Annotated in this window: 13 protein-coding genes; all 13 read left to right on the top strand. The window is 47.5% G+C overall.

Annotation, left to right across the window (positions count from 1 at the left end):
- The first annotated feature begins 37 nt into the window (after positions 1–37).
- The 13 genes from ACI48J_RS25860 to ACI48J_RS25800 all read left to right on the top strand — a co-directional run bounded on the left by ACI48J_RS25860 (position 38) and on the right by ACI48J_RS25800 (position 16388).
- Complete coding sequence (locus ACI48J_RS25860; RefSeq protein ID WP_405080872.1) at positions 38–1132, top strand: glycosyltransferase; 1095 nt, start codon at positions 38–40, stop codon at positions 1130–1132.
- Positions 1133–1158: 26 nt separating this feature from the next.
- Positions 1159–2394, top strand: a complete 1236-nt coding sequence (gene fliB / locus ACI48J_RS25855; protein ID WP_326050673.1) for a flagellin lysine-N-methylase — start codon at positions 1159–1161, stop codon at positions 2392–2394.
- Between the two features lie 26 nt (positions 2395–2420).
- Positions 2421–4178 carry a glycosyltransferase family 4 protein gene (locus ACI48J_RS25850; protein WP_405080870.1) on the top strand — a complete coding sequence of 586 codons (1758 nt, stop codon included), beginning with the start codon at positions 2421–2423 and terminating at the stop codon, positions 4176–4178.
- Between the two features lie 35 nt (positions 4179–4213).
- A complete protein-coding gene (locus tag ACI48J_RS25845) occupies positions 4214–5002 on the top strand; it encodes an FkbM family methyltransferase (RefSeq protein WP_405080869.1) in 789 nt (262 codons plus the stop codon).
- Positions 5003–5246: 244 nt separating this feature from the next.
- On the top strand, positions 5247–5444 hold the full coding sequence (locus ACI48J_RS25840; protein ID WP_009677088.1) for a cold shock domain-containing protein: 198 nt from the start codon (positions 5247–5249) through the stop codon (positions 5442–5444).
- Positions 5445–5641: 197 nt separating this feature from the next.
- Positions 5642–6190, top strand: coding sequence for a ribosome hibernation-promoting factor, HPF/YfiA family (gene hpf, locus ACI48J_RS25835; protein WP_103996867.1), 549 nt, complete (start codon positions 5642–5644; stop codon positions 6188–6190).
- 487 nt (positions 6191–6677) lie between these two features.
- Positions 6678–9182, top strand: coding sequence for a preprotein translocase subunit SecA (gene secA / locus ACI48J_RS25830; RefSeq protein WP_405080868.1), 2505 nt, complete (start codon positions 6678–6680; stop codon positions 9180–9182).
- Positions 9183–9379: 197 nt separating this feature from the next.
- Positions 9380–10493 (top strand): peptide chain release factor 2 gene (gene prfB / locus ACI48J_RS25825; RefSeq protein ID WP_405080866.1). Its coding sequence is split into 2 segments (ribosomal slippage): positions 9380–9451 and positions 9453–10493, totalling 1113 coding nucleotides; the frame shifts between segments, so codons are not numbered across the junction.
- A gap of 275 nt (positions 10494–10768) precedes the next feature.
- Positions 10769–11653 (top strand): YitT family protein, encoded by an 885-nt coding sequence (locus tag ACI48J_RS25820; RefSeq protein WP_009676976.1) that lies wholly within the window; start codon positions 10769–10771, stop codon positions 11651–11653.
- 249 nt (positions 11654–11902) lie between these two features.
- A complete protein-coding gene (argC, locus tag ACI48J_RS25815; RefSeq protein ID WP_405080864.1) occupies positions 11903–12952 on the top strand; it encodes an N-acetyl-gamma-glutamyl-phosphate reductase in 1050 nt (349 codons plus the stop codon).
- Between the two features lie 146 nt (positions 12953–13098).
- A complete protein-coding gene (gene argJ, locus ACI48J_RS25810; protein ID WP_326050680.1) occupies positions 13099–14325 on the top strand; it encodes a bifunctional glutamate N-acetyltransferase/amino-acid acetyltransferase ArgJ in 1227 nt (408 codons plus the stop codon).
- A gap of 45 nt (positions 14326–14370) precedes the next feature.
- Positions 14371–15156 (top strand): acetylglutamate kinase, encoded by a 786-nt coding sequence (argB, locus tag ACI48J_RS25805; RefSeq protein ID WP_405080862.1) that lies wholly within the window; start codon positions 14371–14373, stop codon positions 15154–15156.
- Between the two features lie 41 nt (positions 15157–15197).
- Positions 15198–16388: an acetylornithine transaminase gene (locus ACI48J_RS25800; RefSeq protein ID WP_405080861.1), complete on the top strand. Its 1191-nt coding sequence runs from the start codon at positions 15198–15200 to the stop codon at positions 16386–16388.
- The last annotated feature ends 39 nt before the right edge of the window (positions 16389–16427 follow it).

Raw genomic sequence — 16427 nt, 5'->3', positions numbered from 1 at the left:
GGCACCTGTTTTTTATTAGATCACAGGGGGAATCAACTTGAGTCAGCCTATATCCGCTTGCATAATGACTAAAAATGAACAAGATAACATCGGTGCTTGTATTGATTCGGTTAAACCTTATGTGAAAGAAATAATATTAGTTGATACTGGTTCTGAAGATGACACAGTAAAAATAGCCATTAGTAAAAATGTTCGAGTACATCACATGGAATGGAAAAATGATTTTTCAATAATACGAAATGAAATGATTAAAATTGCTACACAACCTATTATTTTGATGATAGATGCAGATGAACGGGTTCTACCCAATCAAGAAGAGTGTTTTAGGGATACATGTAATTTGCTATTTGATGATAGTGATAAAATTGGCAAGGTAATTATTTTAAATGAACAAGAAAATAAGGAAACGGTAAAATCAAGTATCTCTAGAATTTTTAAAAATTGTAGTGGCTTTTCCTACGCGGGTGCTATTCATGAACAAATACAAAGTGAAAGCTCCAATACAACCTATTTTCAATCGAATATTACTTTAGAACACAAGGGATATCTCAACTTAAACTTAATAGCAAAAGACAAATATGAACGAAATCTATCTTTGCTATTTAACGAACTAAAAAATTCCAGGAATGGTTCATATATTAATTTTCAAATTGGCCGAACTTATTATGTAATGGGGGAAAATAAAAAGGCTATTGATTATTTAAAAAAAGTTTATCTTGAAGAGCCATTAAATCAGCCTTATTACAGCACAGTTATTCAAATTTATGGATGGGCATTATTAAAAGAAAAAAATTATTCGGAATTATTTAATTTGCTACAAAGAGGAATAGAAATTTATCCAGATTATACGGACTTGTATTATTTATTTGGATGTACACTCATTGAAATGAAATCAGCGGAATATGTGTATTTGATTCCAGAAACCTTTCAGACGTGTATTGAACTGGGCGAACCTGATTCAAATAAATATGAAACTGTAGAGGGCGTAGGTTCCTTTAAAGCTCGTTACAATTTGGGCTTATATTATGAGTTGACCCATCAAATAAGTAAAGCTGTGGTTGAATATCGTCTTAGTGCATCAGACAATTTCAAGTTAGCTGCTGCCCGCCTTGAAAAAATAATTTCAGCTTAAAATGGTTATCCGCGGAGGTAATAAAGATGAAGCAAATAACATTAATGCCAGAATACATGAAGAAATTTAAATGTATTGGTGGAGAATGTGAAGATACTTGTTGCGCAGGTTGGACAGTATCATTGGATAAGAAGACATTTAAAAGTTATCAAAAAATCACTGATCCCACATTGAGAAACAAAATAAAAGATGGAATGAAAAGAGTTAAAAGTAAAGATAATTCAGACCCAGAGGAGTACTACGCAAGGTTTATTCTAAAAGATGATTTGTGTTGTCCCATGCTTACAGTTGATAAGTGGTGTATGATCCAAAAAGAAATAGGAGAGCAAGCCTTATCCAAAACATGTACGACCTATCCCCGAAACTTGAACAAACTGGATGGAGTTTATGAGCTATCTGGAAGAGTATCTTGTCCTGAAATTGCTAGATTAGTATTATTTGAAGCCAAAGGAATTGAGTTTGAAGAAATTGAGATTGACATAGAACAGCAGTGGACACTTTTAAAAAGGAATAGCTCAGAAAGAGGGTTGGCACAATATTTTTGGCCGATAAGAATGTTATCTATTGAAATAGTTCAAAATCGTCATATATCACTGGGTGACAGAATGGTGTTATTGGGGTTATTTATAAACGCCTTACAAAAAGATATTGATGAAAATAAAGGGGACACTATTCCAGATGTAATTAATTCGTATAAAGAAAAAATGCAAGATACGGACTATTTGAGGTCTATCGAGAAAATCCAAGTTAATTTAGAATTACAGCTACAAGTATTATTTGAATTAATTAAATCACGGATAGAAATGGGCATTTCGAGTGAAAGATATCAATTAACATTTAACGAAATGATGGAAGGCTTGAAAATAGATCAAGAAAAATACACACTAAACTCTTTCAAATTTAATTATGAAGAAAATTTTAAAAATTTTTATTCTCCATATATGAATACCAAGGAATATATTATGGAGAACTATATAGTTAACTATCTATTTAATATATTATTCCCTGTGTTATCTGAGGAAAATGACTCTTTGTTCCTGGGCTATGCAATCATTTCGACTATTTATGCTATGCTCAAAGTTCATCTTGTCGGGGTTTCCGGTAAACATCAAGGTCTAAATGATGATGTTGTTTTAAGAACTATTCAATCTTTTGCTAAGATTATTGAACATAATGCCACTTACATTACTTCAATAATAGAAGAGTTAAAAAGAAATAATTATTATTCCTTAGCTCATATTTCATTAATGGTTAAAGATTAAGATTTCTTAAGTTAGAGGGTAGAGGGATGATTAAACAACTTCGCGCTAATGAATATCAAAATAGGATAAGAAATCTGAAATATGCCGTTCCGGAGATTTTGAGAGAAAAAGAACAAACCCCAAGCGACAATATTCATATTGTTTATGTGATGGCTCATGTTAGCGTGTGCGGCGGTACCAAGATTGTTTTTGAACATGCAAATAACTTAAAAAGATGGGGAGCCCGGGTTACTATCGTTTCTCACTTTGTAAAACCGGATTGGTTCCCAATTGAAGCCGAATATTTAAAAGTTCCATTCGGGATTGATGCTGCTCAAGGAATCCCTGATTGCGATGTTATTGTATCTACTTACTGGGATCATATTCAAGCCTGTATGGATACAGGAATAGCACCAGTAGTTTATTTTGAGCAGGGAGATTTTCACTTATTTGATCATACACAAATCGATGAAGATAAGCTGGAAACTATACGTAAATTATTTAAGCTACCCACGTATATAACAACCGTTTCTGAAAGGAGCGCCGATTATATCAAGAAAGTATATTCTCGGGACTCCGTTGTTTTTCACAACGCTTTGGATGACGAAATCTTCACCTTACATGGAAATAGCTATAAAACAAATACTCCGTATTTGTTAATGATGGGAGGGGAGCAGCAGGAATTCAAGGGAATTAATGATATCATCAAAGCCTATAGTACATTAAAGGATGCTGGTTATGAATTAGATCTAATATGGATAACGCCCTATGAACCGGCAAGAAATTATCCGGAAATCACTAGGATTTTCGTGAGTCCTTCTCAAACTCAAATTGCTGAGCTTTATAGGGGGGCATTCGTTTATGTGTCGGGTTCTCATTATGAGTCTTTCTCTTTACCAGGCTTGGAGGCAATGGCCTGTGGGTGTCCGCTTGTAACTACTGATAATGTGGGGGTTAAGGAGTACGCAATTGATAGTGTGAATTCATTATTTTCGAGAATTGGGGATTCAGATGATCAAGCACAGAAAATTAAGAGCCTTATAGACAATCCTGACTTGTATCAGCAATTAAAATTAAATGGTTTGGAAACCGCGTGTAATTTCAAGTGGAATAGAATAATTCCAGAACTTTTATTGTTCTATAAGGATATAGCTAAACTAGAGCAACATCCAAATAATGAATTTGTTGACTGGGACATTTCATTTAGAGAAGAGCAATTTGCAGGTAGAGATGATTGGGAAAAATTTCGAAAGCTACTTTTATATTCAACTGCAAATGAAATATTAGTTCCAGTTTTGTATCCTCTAATTGAAGGACACGAAATTGCGAGGTGGGAAATAGCTGCTGAGCGTGTAAATCATGAGAATAATGATGATTCTGGTTTGAAGCAAGTGAAATGCTACACCAAGGTGAAGGGAAGAGGTGTTCAACATCTTCCGTATTACCAAGCTTATATTTATTTTCTAGAAGAGCAATATGAGGAAGCTTTAAATCAGTTTGTTCAATTTTATCATGAAACTGATTCTATTAGCACACAGAGCGTTTATGTCAAATGGATTGTTCTATGCTTGATTGAGCTTCAAAGAGATCCCCAAGCATTAGATATTCTTAATGATTTGTTTAAAAGAAGTATCGACAATAGTGATCTTTTGTATATGTATTATTTACTTAATGTGATGAGCGGAAAATCTAAAGAGGATTTAACTCAGATTCAAACAGCTATATCTTTATTAGACGATGCTGTTGCATACCCTGAATTTTTCACTAATATAGAGCATCGGATTTTTGATAGAAACAATTTATAGGTAGATAATAATATTATTTTGGGAGCGATCATGAGATGCACGGAACCTATATAGGGAACAATAAAATGATGGTTAAACTGGCTTACAATGCTGTAATAACTATTCCGTCTAATGACCTAAGCCTTATGCCCACATTAGTTACCACTGGAATGTTTGAAGTTCCGTTAACGAAATATTTCCTTACTCAGCTGAAGCCCGGGTATACGGTCGTAGATGTGGGAGCCAACATAGGTTATTTTACGGTACTGGCGGCCAAAGTAGTCGGAAATACGGGAAAGGTTATCGGATATGAAGCGGACCCTAACACGGCTGCTGTCTTAAAGGATAACTTGGCAATGAACTGGCTTACGGAGAACGTAACCGTTATAAACAAAGCGGTTTATTCGGAAGATAAGATCCTGCAATTTCGGAGCTCGGAAAGATTTCATGGGTATTCTTCGTGGAAGGAGAAGCCTAAAGACGACAATTTAATCGATCACTATACAATCCGGGACATCGAAGCTGTGTCCTTAGATAACGAATTGCAAGAGCTGGATACGATTGATCTGGTTAAGATTGATATCGAGGGCGGAGAGTATCATGCTTTTCTGGGGATGAAAAAATTGATACAAGACCGGAAGATTAAGAAAATCACGTTCGAATGGAATAAAGCGATGCTTGGAGCGGATGAAGGCCCATTCCTTGATCTGATCAATGATCTAATTACAAATCGGGGAGCACGTCTCACGCTGCTGGACAAAGAAGGCGAAGTTGTAGAAACAACGTTAAAGGATCTGTCAGCCTTCGAATTTTATCCATTTGTTCTGGTAGAATTCCAAAACTAACACAAATCTCTCCCTGTGGACAATGTGTATAACTTTGTTGATAACTCTGTGAATAAGTGCTTAAATCCCGCTTTCGACAAGGGATCTAGGGCTTAAAGCCTATGCTGTCGAAAATGTGAATACCTAAATTTTCAAAATATTTAGGATTATCTTGTCATCAGATTGACACAATTATTTCCGTGGTGATATATTCAAAAGGTAAGCAAAGGCTTACATTTATTTGAAGACGAAGGGAATGTGTCCGATGCAAGGTAAAGTAAAATGGTTCAATGCGGAAAAAGGCTACGGTTTCATTGAGCGCGAGGACGGCGGAGACGTATTCGTACATTTCTCTGCAATCCAAACGGACGGTTTCAAAACACTAGAAGAAGGTCAGGCTGTCGAGTTTGACATCGTGGAAGGCGCTCGCGGACCACAAGCAGCTAACGTAAACAAGCTGTAATTATTCGGCCCTTTGGCCGGTTCATAAAACATGGTAAAGATGTTTGAACCAGCACCCTGGATTGCAATCCGGGGTGTTTTTTTGCATGTGCCCTAAGTTCACGGTTTAGCCGCAGAACGGACACAAAACGTATATTAAGATTTTTTGAATATTCAAAATAGTTGGTGTATAATGGAGACAGAAGGGAGGAGTTTTATATGAAATTCACCGTTCGAGGAGATCATCTCGAGATAACAGCTGCCCTCAGGGAGTATGTGGAGAAGAAGCTGAGCAGACTGGAGAAGTACTTTGAAGCCCCCCTCAACTCGGAAGGATTTGTGACACTTAGCGTAGTCAAAAACATCCACACGGTGGAAGTGACGATTCCGCTCCAGGGCGTCCTGCTCCGTGCCGAGAATAAAGATCAAGACATGTATGCGGCAATTGACCTGGTAGTCGACAAGCTGGAACGTCAAATCCGCAAACACAAAACGAAAATGAATCGTAAAATCCGCCTGGAAGGCAACAAACGCGAATTGAGCAAGCTGGAAAGCCCGGTTCTCACCATGGATGAGGAAGAGGAGGATTACGAGCTGGTCCGGACGAAGCGGTTTACGCTGAAACCGATGGATATCGACGAAGCGATTCTGCAGATGAACATGGTTGGTCATGATTTCTTCGTTTTTTCCAACATGGACACGGAGCAAGTGAACGTGGTCTATAAAAGGGACGATGGCCGATACGGTCTGATCGAACCGGCTATTTGACCCCAACTGATTGCGCAAATGCCAGACGAACTTTTAACTGAAAATATGAAACCAAAAGCTTGATCCGACAGGGTCAGGCTTTTTAATTGTTTACAGCTAATATCCAGCACAAAAAATCGGGTGAAAACAGCTAACGTTTGACGTGGAAGCCACCGTTACGTTATCTTCACTTTAATAGTAGAAAGATGCTCACAGATCTTGCGCTCGTTTACGAATAATAAAACACTTCTAAAGGCTCTCGTCTGTTCGACAGCCGACCGGTAAAATTTCGCCAACTTTGGAAACGGAAAATCGGCTTTTCAGCGGCTTTGCCGACAACAACTGCAACAAAGCGCGAGCTTTTACGTATGTAAAGGAGTAGGTTTGCTACAGAGAAGCACATCTGATAAACTGAAATGTTCCCGCTCTGAAGCCTTGTTTTGTTGCGGCTTGACGAGCAAACTGATACAATTTAAGGATACTGAGTGTAAGGGAAAGGGGTTCACCGATGCTAGGACTGGTCAAAAAAATGTTTGGTGATTCCAACGAACGTGAAATCAAGCGATATTTGAAAGCAGTCGATGCTATAAATGGGCAGGAGCCGGAAATTTCAGCTCTGTCCGACGAACAATTAAAAGGCAAAACAGTTGAGTTCCGCGAGCGTCTGGACAAGGGCGAAGACCTGGACGACCTGCTGCCGGAAGCATTTGCCGTTGTGCGTGAAGCTTCCAAGCGGGTGCTGGGCAAACGTCACTATGACGTGCAGTTAATCGGCGGCATGGTGCTCCACGAAGGCAAAATCGCCGAGATGAGAACCGGTGAAGGTAAAACCCTCGTCGGTACGCTTCCCGTCTATCTGAATGCGCTGGCGGGCAAAGGCGTGCACGTGGTTACCGTCAACGACTATCTGGCGCAGCGTGACAGCGGCGAAATGGGCCAGATTTACGATTTCCTGGGGATGACCGTCGGGGTCAATCTTCATGATCTTTCGCATGAGCAGAAGCAGGCGGCCTATGCTTGCGACGTAACCTACGGCACGAACAATGAATACGGATTTGACTATTTGCGCGATAATATGGTGCTTTACAAAGAGCAGATGGTTCAGCGTCCGCTTTATTTTGCCGTTATCGACGAAGTGGATTCCATCCTGGTCGATGAAGCGAGAACACCGCTGATTATTTCGGGACAAGCTGCCAAATCTACGGATTTGTATTATGCGGCGGACCGTTTTGTGAGCAAGCTGGAAGCGGAGAAGGATTATACCGTTGATATCAAGGTGCGTTCCGTATCGTTGACGGAGCAGGGTGTGGAGAAGGCAGAGAAAGCGTTCGGGATCGAGAACCTGTTCGATCATCAGAACGTGACCCTCAACCACCACGTTACCCAGGCTTTGAAAGCCCGCGTCATTATGCGCCGTGACGTGGATTACGTCGTTCAGGATGATGAAGTTCTTATCGTCGACGAATTTACGGGCCGTCTGATGACAGGCCGCCGTTACAGCGAAGGCCTCCACCAGGCGATCGAAGCGAAAGAGCAGCTTCAGGTGCAGAACGAAAGCATGACGCTGGCGACGATCACGTTCCAGAACTATTTCCGTATGTACCGCAAGCTGGCCGGCATGACCGGTACGGCGAAGACGGAGGAAGAAGAGTTCAAGAAGATTTACGGTCTGGACGTTATTATTGTGCCGACTAACCGTCCGATGATCCGTAAAGATATGCCTGACGTTGTTTATAAGACGGAGATGGGTAAATTCAAAGCGGTCGTGGAAGAAATCGTCGAGCGCTATAAAAATAAACAACCAGTGCTGGTCGGTACCGTTTCCATCGAGAATTCCGAGCTGCTGTCCGAAATGCTGAAGAAAAAAGGCGTTCAGCATAAGGTGCTTAACGCGAAGTACCACGCCGAGGAGGCGGAAATCGTCTCCCGCGCGGGACAAGCCGGCGCGGTAACGATCGCAACGAACATGGCGGGCCGCGGTACCGATATTATGCTGGGCGATCAAGTCCACGAAGTCGGCGGATTGCATATTATCGGTACGGAGCGCCATGAGAGCCGCCGGATCGATAACCAGCTTCGCGGTCGCGCAGGCCGTCAGGGCGACCCGGGTTCCTCCCAGTTCTATCTGTCGCTTGGCGATGAACTGATGAAGCGTTTCGGCGCCGAGAACATCATGGCTATGATGGACCGTCTTGGCATGGAAGAGGATCAGCCGATCGAAAGCAAGCTTATCACGCGTGCGATCGAGTCCGCTCAGAAGCGTGTGGAGGGCAACAACTTCGACATGCGTAAAGTCGTCCTCCAATATGACGACGTTATGAACCAGCAGCGTGAAATTATTTATAAACAGCGCCGCGAGGTGCTGGAGTCCGAGAATATCCGTGAGATCGTCGAAACGATGCTTCGTTCCAGCATTGAGCGTATCGTGAACGCCCACTGCAGCGAATCTCAAATTCCGGAAGAGTGGGATCTTCAGGCGGTTGTCGATTACGTGAATAACAACTTCCTTTCCGAAGATGCGCTGGTCAGCAAAGATATCTGGGGTAAAGAGATCAACGAAATCATTGAATTTATTGATGAGAAAGTCAAACAAAAATACAACGAGCGCGAAGAACAGATCGGCGCCGAATTTATGCGCGAGTTTGAGAAAGTCGTCGTTCTGCGTGCGGTCGATTCCAAATGGATGGATCACATCGACGCGATGGACCAACTTCGCCAAGGGATTCACCTTCGTGCATACGGCGGCACGGATCCGCTTCGTGAGTATCAATTCGAAGGTTTCGAAATGTTCCACGAAATGGTCGACAGCATCCAGGAAGAAGTGGCCACTTATATCATGAAGGCCCATGTCGAAAGCAATCTGGAGCGTCAAGCCGTGGCCGAAGGCCAAGCCGTGGACCCCAAAGTGGAATCCGCAGGCAAACAGCCGATCGTAAAAGAAGAGCAAATCGGCCGCAACGATCCTTGCCCTTGCGGAAGCGGCAAGAAATATAAGCAGTGCCACGGAGCGTAATTCGCACCCGATCCGGACTTTATAAGCGGTATCTTATGCAAGGTCATGCATTTTTCATGCATAGCCTTGCATATTCGCTTATATCCTGGCACAGGTCCGGTTATGATAAGCTTAGAGCAGCCGGGACCGGCCAGTTTTTTACTACCAGGTGGTACAACTAATTGCTAGAACAAATATGAGGACTCCGAGGTGTTGGTATGCTGGAACCGGAAGTAAAACAAGACCTGCGCGAAATTGCAAAGCGACTAACGGAATTAAGGGGGTCTCTTTGACTTAGATCATAAGCTCGAAGAGATCGGAGATTATGAAGTGAAAATGGCGGCGCCGGATTTCTGGGACGATAACGAGAAGGCCCAGAAAATTATCGGCGAACTCAACGCCATCAAGAGCGTTGTGGATCAGTTCCAGGCGCTGAATAACGAATATGAAGACCTGGAAGTTATGGCGCAGCTGGCTGACGAGGAGAACGATGAGGACATGGCGGCCGAACTGGCCGACGGCCTGAAAGGCGTTCTCCGCAAGCTGGAAGACTTCCAGCTGCAGCTGCTGCTCAATCAGCCGTACGACCGGCTGAATGCCATTCTCGAGCTGCATCCGGGCGCGGGCGGGACGGAGTCCCAGGACTGGGCGGAGATGCTGCTGCGGATGTACCGCCGATGGGCCGAGAAACGGGACTTCAAGGTCGAGGTACTCGATTATCTTCCCGGAGACGAGGCCGGCGTGAAGAGCGTTACGCTCCTCATCAAGGGACATAACGCCTACGGGTACCTTAAAGCGGAGAAGGGCGTACACCGCCTCGTGCGCATCTCGCCGTTCGACGCCTCGGGCCGGCGCCACACGTCATTCGTGTCGTGCGACGTGGTCCCGGAGATCGAAGACGACGTCGAGGTCGATATCCGCACGGAGGATTTGAAGATCGACACGTACCGCGCGAGCGGAGCGGGCGGCCAGCACATCAACACGACGGATTCGGCCGTGCGGATTACGCACTTGCCGACAGGAGTCGTGGTGACGTGCCAGACGGAACGTTCCCAGATCAAGAACCGGGAACGGGCCATGAAGCACTTGAGATCGAAGCTCTACGAGAAGAAGATCGAGGAGCAGGAGAAGCATCTCGCGGAAATCCGCGGAGAACAGTCCGACATTGCGTGGGGCAGCCAGATCCGTTCCTACGTCTTCCATCCTTACAGCATGGTCAAGGATCACCGGACTACGGAAGAGACAGGCAATGTGGGAGCGGTGATGGACGGCGATCTCGATCCGTTCATTGATGCTTATCTTCGTCTGCAGATCCAGAAGAAAGAAGAATAAGAAGCGTGCGGGGAAGGAGGCCGAGTGCCTGCGGCCCCGCATTTTTTGTATATCGGGGGATATGGTATGTCCTCAGCAGTTGACGAAAAGCGCCCTGCGGAAGCCTTTGCAGCGCTTCCGAAATTATTTTTGACCAACGGTTAATTAGAGGTAGGCAAACTCTTCTTTTGATGCCATAATAATTCCAGTACCTTACTCATACAACAATAGACCTTCATCAGGCAAAACTAGAGATAACCGGTGCGAACAGCCGGTAAAAGATAGGAGGAAAGCCCATGGCTATGGCCAAAGGCAAACGGAGAAAAGCCCGTCTTGTCCTGAACAGTCCGCAGCAGAAAGTGTACGAATATGCGATGCTGCTGATCGGCTGTTTGATTATTTCCATCAGTTTCAACGTCTTTCTCAATCCCAATCAGGTTGCTTCCGGAGGGGTATCGGGCCTGTCGACCATTATCCAGCAAACGTTGGGCTGGCAGCCCGCTTTAACGCAGTGGGGCTTGAATATTCCGTTATTTCTCCTCGGCTTGTGGCTTCTGGACCGCTCATACAGTCTTAAGGCAGTCGTGGGTTCGATCGTTCTGCCGCTCTGCGTGATGCTGACCAGTCATCTTCCCACTCTGACTCATAACATTCTGCTTGCAACGATTTACGGCGGCATGGTGCTGGGACTTGGTATCGGGATTGTGTTCCGCGGCCGCGGTTCAACCGGAGGCTTCAGCATTTCCTCGCAAATTTTACATAAGTATTCCGGCTTGAGCCTGGGTGTATCGGTTGCCGTTTTTGACGGAATGGTCATTTTGCTGGCCGGTCTTTTTTTCGGTCCCGAAAAAGCTCTTTACGCGCTGATCGGTCTCTTTGTGACCACGAAAACCATTGATATCGTCCAAGTCGGGCTTAACACGTCGAAGGTGGCTTACATCATTTCTAATGATCCGGAGAAGCTTCGCGAAGCGATTCTTCATGATCTGGACCGTGGTCTGACCCAGTTAACCGGAGCCGGCGGATACACGGGTGATGCGCGGCTTGTGCTTATGGTTGTCGTCAGCCAAAGCGAAGTCAGCAAGCTCAAAGCGCTGGTACAGTCGATCGACCCTCAAGCGTTTATCATTTTAAGCAATGCGAACGAGGTGCTGGGGGAAGGTTTCAAACGCGCGGTATAACTTTGCATATATACAAAACATTCTGCATAAAAGATCAAAGACTTGGAGACTGATCCGCTCCAATAACACTCAACTCCAAACATGTCTCCTGTAGCAGAGAACGGCTGTCTTTATAGACAGTCGTTTTTTTGCGCGTGCTTTAATGCTGTGGAAGAGAGGCTCTCGGGCAGGTAAAAAAGTCATTGAATTATTATACCTGTGTCTGTATAATAATACATATCATTTTTAGGACGTTTGGGGGAAAAAGCAATGACGGATCACGTGAGAGCGGCAATTGTAGGTTCAACCGGTTACGGAGGAGTGGAGCTGATCAGGCTGCTGCTTGGACATCCTGCTGTAGCGATCACTTCGGTAATTTCCTCTTCGAGTGCAGGAACTCCTATTTCGGACGGATTTCCTCATTTGAACAGCATTATGCACGATTCACTGGATGCTGTGGACGTACCGCTTATCGCGTCCAAAGCGGATGTCGTTTTTCTGGCGACACCAGCGGGTGTGGCTGCCAAGCTGGCGCCTCAAATGCTGGAGGCCGGTCTCAAAGTGATCGATCTGTCCGGAGATTTCCGCTTGAAAACCCCGGAGATCTATACCCGGTGGTACAAGCGCGAGGGCGCGTCCCAGGAAGATTTGGATAAGGCGGTTTTCGGTTTGTGCGAGATTTACGGAGAGCAGGTGCCGGGAAAAGAGTTTATTTCCAACCCAGGCTGTTACCCGACCGCTACACTTCTTGGTTTGGTTCCGGCTGTGAAAGCGGGATGGATCGATCCGTCCACGATTATCGTGGATGCCAAATCCGGCATTTCCGGCGCGGGCAGAGGATTGGGCCTCGGCGTTCATTACGCGGAAGCCAACGAGAATTTCTCGGCATACAAACTTAACCGACATCAGCACATTCCCGAAATCGAGCAGGTGCTGAGCGATGCCGCGGGACGTGAAGTCATCATCACTTTCTCGACTCATCTTGTGCCGATGACGCGCGGAATTATGGCGACCTGTTATGCGCAGTTGAACGGAAAGCATGACACCCGCGAGTTTATTGAAATGTACCGTAATTTCTACGAAGGACGCCGTTTTGTACGGATTCGCGAAGAAGGCAAGTGGCCGGCTACCAAAGAAGTATGGGGCTCGAATTACTGCGATATCGGTTTTGCCGTAGATGAGAGGACGAACCGGGTCACCGTCGTTTCGGTTATCGACAACGTGATGAAAGGCGCGGCCGGGCAAGCCGTGCAGAATTTGAATCTGATGCTTGGCTGGGATGAAACGACGGGTCTTCAACTTACGCCGGTTTATCCGTAATAGTTCCGACTGTTTTAATGATAGTCAGCTTTGCATAGATTGAGAGGGGCTCTATTGAGGAGCCGTTATATTTTACCGGCTTACGAGAGATTTAACAGATAGTAGATATCCCAGGGATAATGGGCAAAAAGGACAGGTGAGCATCCATGACGCTGCTAGGCCGTTTTACCGTCGTGCCGGATGGCACGGTGACTACACCTCAAGGCTTCCGCGCTGGCGGCCTGCATTGCGGTTTAAAGAAAACCGAACGCAACGATCTCGGAGCGATCGTATGCGACGTCCCGGCGGCCGTTGCGGCCGTTTACACGCTTAACGCGTTCCAGGCCGCGCCGCTTCGCGTGACGCAGGAAAGCATAGCCGCAGGCGGCAGGCTCCAGGCGATGCTCGTCAACAGCGGCAACGCCAACGCGTGCACGGGCGAGCAGGGACTCGCGGATGCGCGCGCTATGCGCGATGCCATGGCACGCCGCCTCGGGATCGCCGAAGAGCTGGTCGGCGTCACCTCGACAGGCGTCATCGGCGAACTGCTGCCGATGCCGAAAGTGCTCGCCGGCATAGAAGCGCTGCCGGAGAAGATTCACGCCGCAGGCGGAGAAGACTTTTCCCAGGCGATTCTGACGACCGACCTGGTGAAGAAAGTCATCTGCGTGCGTGTTAACATCGGCGGGCGCGAGGTGCACATCGCCGGAGCGGCCAAAGGTTCGGGGATGATTCACCCGAACATGGCGACGATGCTCGGTTTTGTCACCACCGACGCGAACATCGAGAGCAAGCATCTGCAGCAGCTGCTTGGCGAAGCGACCGACTCCACCTTCAACATGATTACGGTGGACGGCGACACCAGCACGAACGACATGGTCGTCGTGATGGCTAGCGGACTGGCCGGCGGGGAAGCGCTGCAGCCCGGCCAAGCGGACTGGGAAGACTTCGCGGCCGCCTTCCGCTACGTTTCGGAGCATCTGGCGAAAGCGATCGCCAGAGACGGCGAAGGAGCGACGAAGCTGATCGAAGTCAACGTGCACGGGGCCGTTTCACAGGAGGCTGCACGCGCGATTGCCAAAACCGTCGTAGGCTCCAGTCTTGTGAAGACGGCGTGCTTCGGAGCGGATGCCAACTGGGGGCGGATCATTGCAGCCGTCGGACGCGCGGGCCAGCCGGTGAATACGGAGACGGTGGATGTAAGTCTTGGAGGCATTGCCGTACTTAAGCAGTCCAAACCGGTTGCGTTTGACGAAGACCGGGCGGAAGCTTACTTAAAGGGAGATATCGTGCAGATTGACGTGCACTTGAATATGAGCGGGAGCGGAGCGACTGCTTGGGGCTGTGATTTGACCTATGATTACGTCCGCATCAATGCGGCGTACCGGACTTAGGCCGCCAGGACCCGCTTGAGGAGACGAACGGAGGCAAGGGGAGACATGGAAAGTTTTGTGATGAAGTGCGGCGGGAGTACGCTGGCTGCACTGCCGGATTCTTTTTTCACGGATTTAAAGCAGCTTCAGGACCGCGGCATTGTCCCTGTCATCGTGCATGGCGGGGGGCCTGCCATTTCGGAGACGCTGAATCAGCTCAGTATCGCGAGTGAGTTCGTGGGCGGGCTCCGCAAAACAAGCGAGGCTGTCCTCGACGTCGTCGAAATGGTGCTGGCCGGGCGGATCAATAAAGAAATCGTCAGACGCATCCAGCTGTCCGGAGGCAGAGCCCTCGGATTGTCCGGTGTAGACGGACGCCTGATTACGGCTCGCCCGGTGGAAAACGCCTCCGAAGTAGGACTCGTAGGCGACGTGACCGATGTGAACGCGGAGCTGATTCAAGGCGTCGTCGGGATGGGCTACATGCCCGTTATTGCACCGATCGGTCTCGGCGGCGACGGGAATCAGCGCTACAACATCAATGCCGATACGGCAGCGGGTGCGGTCGCATCCCGGATCGGTACGGACCGGCTCATCGTTGTGACCGATGTACCCGGTATTATGAAGATGGAGGACGGTGTGAAGCGGGTGCTTCCGACCGTCACCATTGCGGATATCGAGGCGATGATCGAGAGTGGAGATATCTACGGGGGCATGATCCCTAAAGTACGGGCGGCGATCCAGTGCATCCAAGGGGACGTGCGGGAAGTTGTGATCGTGGACGGTTCCGTCCCCGGTATTCTCAGCAGCGTTCTGGACGGAGCGCAGGCCGGGACCCGGATTGTCCGCTAGCGGCAGCTATTTTGAACAATTAAACGATGGGAGTGAAGAACATGGTTCAGCAGGCAAGCAGTTTGTTTCCGACATATGCCCGGTTTCCAATCACACTGGTAAAGGGAGAAGGCAGCCGATTGTGGGACGACCAAGGCAAGGAGTACATCGATTTGATGGCCGGTCTTGCCGTTACGAATTTAGGGCATGCTCCGGAAGCTGTTAAAGAGAAGCTTGTGGCGCAGCTTGATCAGCTTTGGCACGTGTCTAATCTGTTCCATATCCCGAATCAGGAAAAGCTGGCGAAGCTGCTGACCGATAACAGCTGTGCGGACGCCGTGTTCTTCTGCTCGACCGGTGCCGAAGCCAACGAGGCGGCTATCAAGCTCGCACGGCGTTATTCGCAGAAGGTGCTGGGCGAAAACCGTTACGAGATCATTACGTTCCATCAGTCGTTCCACGGCCGTACGCTGGCTACCCTGACCGCAACCGGACAAGAGAAGGTGCAGGAAGGCTTCCACCCCCTTCCCGAAGGATTTGTCTATGCCGATTATAACGACCTTGCTTCCGTCGAAAAGCTGATCAGCGAGCGTACGTGCGCTGTTATGCTCGAAATGGTTCAAGCCGAAGGCGGCGTAATCCCGGCGGATCCCGCTTTCGTGAAGGCTCTGGCCGAACTTTGCAAGGAGCGCGGCCTGCTTCTCATCGTCGATGAAATTCAGACGGGTATGGGCCGCACCGGCAAGCTGTTTGCCTATGAGCATTACGGCATCGAGCCGGATATCTTTACTCTGGCCAAAGGCCTCGGCAGCGGTTTCCCTATCGGGGCTATGCTGGGGAATGCCAAAGTGGCGCCGGCTTTCTCGGCAGGTTCCCACGGCAGCACGTTCGGGGGAACTCCAATCGCTACGGCTGCAGCTATAGCAACGGTTGAATATATGCTGAGCGAGAAGATTCCTCAGCGTGCGGCGGAGCTTGGCGAATGGACGGTTAAGACGCTTCGTGAGAAGCTTGCGGGCAATCCGATCGTCGAAGAAGTGCGCGGCGAAGGCCTCTTGATCGGCATCGTGTGCAAGCATCCCGCAGCGGAGCTTATAGCCGAGATTCATGAAGCGGGCGTTCTGGTCGTATCGGCCGGCCCGCAAGTGGTGCGTCTGCTTCCAAGCCTCGTTATTCCGAAAGAAGATTTGCAGAAGGGCCTGGACGTCGTTTGCGACGTACTGGCAAGAAAAGCCTCTGCTTTAGTACAATAGACAAGAAGGTCGCCCGCAGCTCTGCGGACGCTCCGACAT

It is taken from the genome of Paenibacillus chitinolyticus (genome assembly GCF_045038035.1).
GTDB lineage: Bacteria > Bacillota > Bacilli > Paenibacillales > NBRC-103111 > Paenibacillus_F > Paenibacillus_F chitinolyticus_A.
The sequence above is the reverse complement of the archived record's forward strand: the minus strand, read 5'-3'. Positions and strand labels throughout refer to the sequence as shown.

Excerpts from the sequence above, each read along its gene's own strand:
- fliB (WP_326050673.1), top strand. The coding sequence starts at position 1,159 with ATGAAGCAAATAACATTAATGCCAGAATACATGAAGAAATTTAAATGT.
- ACI48J_RS25850 (WP_405080870.1), top strand. The coding sequence starts at position 2,421 with ATGATTAAACAACTTCGCGCTAATGAATATCAAAATAGGATAAGAAAT.
- ACI48J_RS25845 (WP_405080869.1), top strand. The coding sequence starts at position 4,214 with ATGCACGGAACCTATATAGGGAACAATAAAATGATGGTTAAACTGGCT.
- ACI48J_RS25840 (WP_009677088.1), top strand. The coding sequence starts at position 5,247 with ATGCAAGGTAAAGTAAAATGGTTCAATGCGGAAAAAGGCTACGGTTTC.
- hpf (WP_103996867.1), top strand. The coding sequence starts at position 5,642 with ATGAAATTCACCGTTCGAGGAGATCATCTCGAGATAACAGCTGCCCTC.
- secA (WP_405080868.1), top strand. The coding sequence starts at position 6,678 with ATGCTAGGACTGGTCAAAAAAATGTTTGGTGATTCCAACGAACGTGAA.
- ACI48J_RS25820 (WP_009676976.1), top strand. The coding sequence starts at position 10,769 with ATGGCTATGGCCAAAGGCAAACGGAGAAAAGCCCGTCTTGTCCTGAAC.
- argC (WP_405080864.1), top strand. The coding sequence starts at position 11,903 with ATGACGGATCACGTGAGAGCGGCAATTGTAGGTTCAACCGGTTACGGA.
- argJ (WP_326050680.1), top strand. The coding sequence starts at position 13,099 with ATGACGCTGCTAGGCCGTTTTACCGTCGTGCCGGATGGCACGGTGACT.
- argB (WP_405080862.1), top strand. The coding sequence starts at position 14,371 with ATGGAAAGTTTTGTGATGAAGTGCGGCGGGAGTACGCTGGCTGCACTG.
- ACI48J_RS25800 (WP_405080861.1), top strand. The coding sequence starts at position 15,198 with ATGGTTCAGCAGGCAAGCAGTTTGTTTCCGACATATGCCCGGTTTCCA.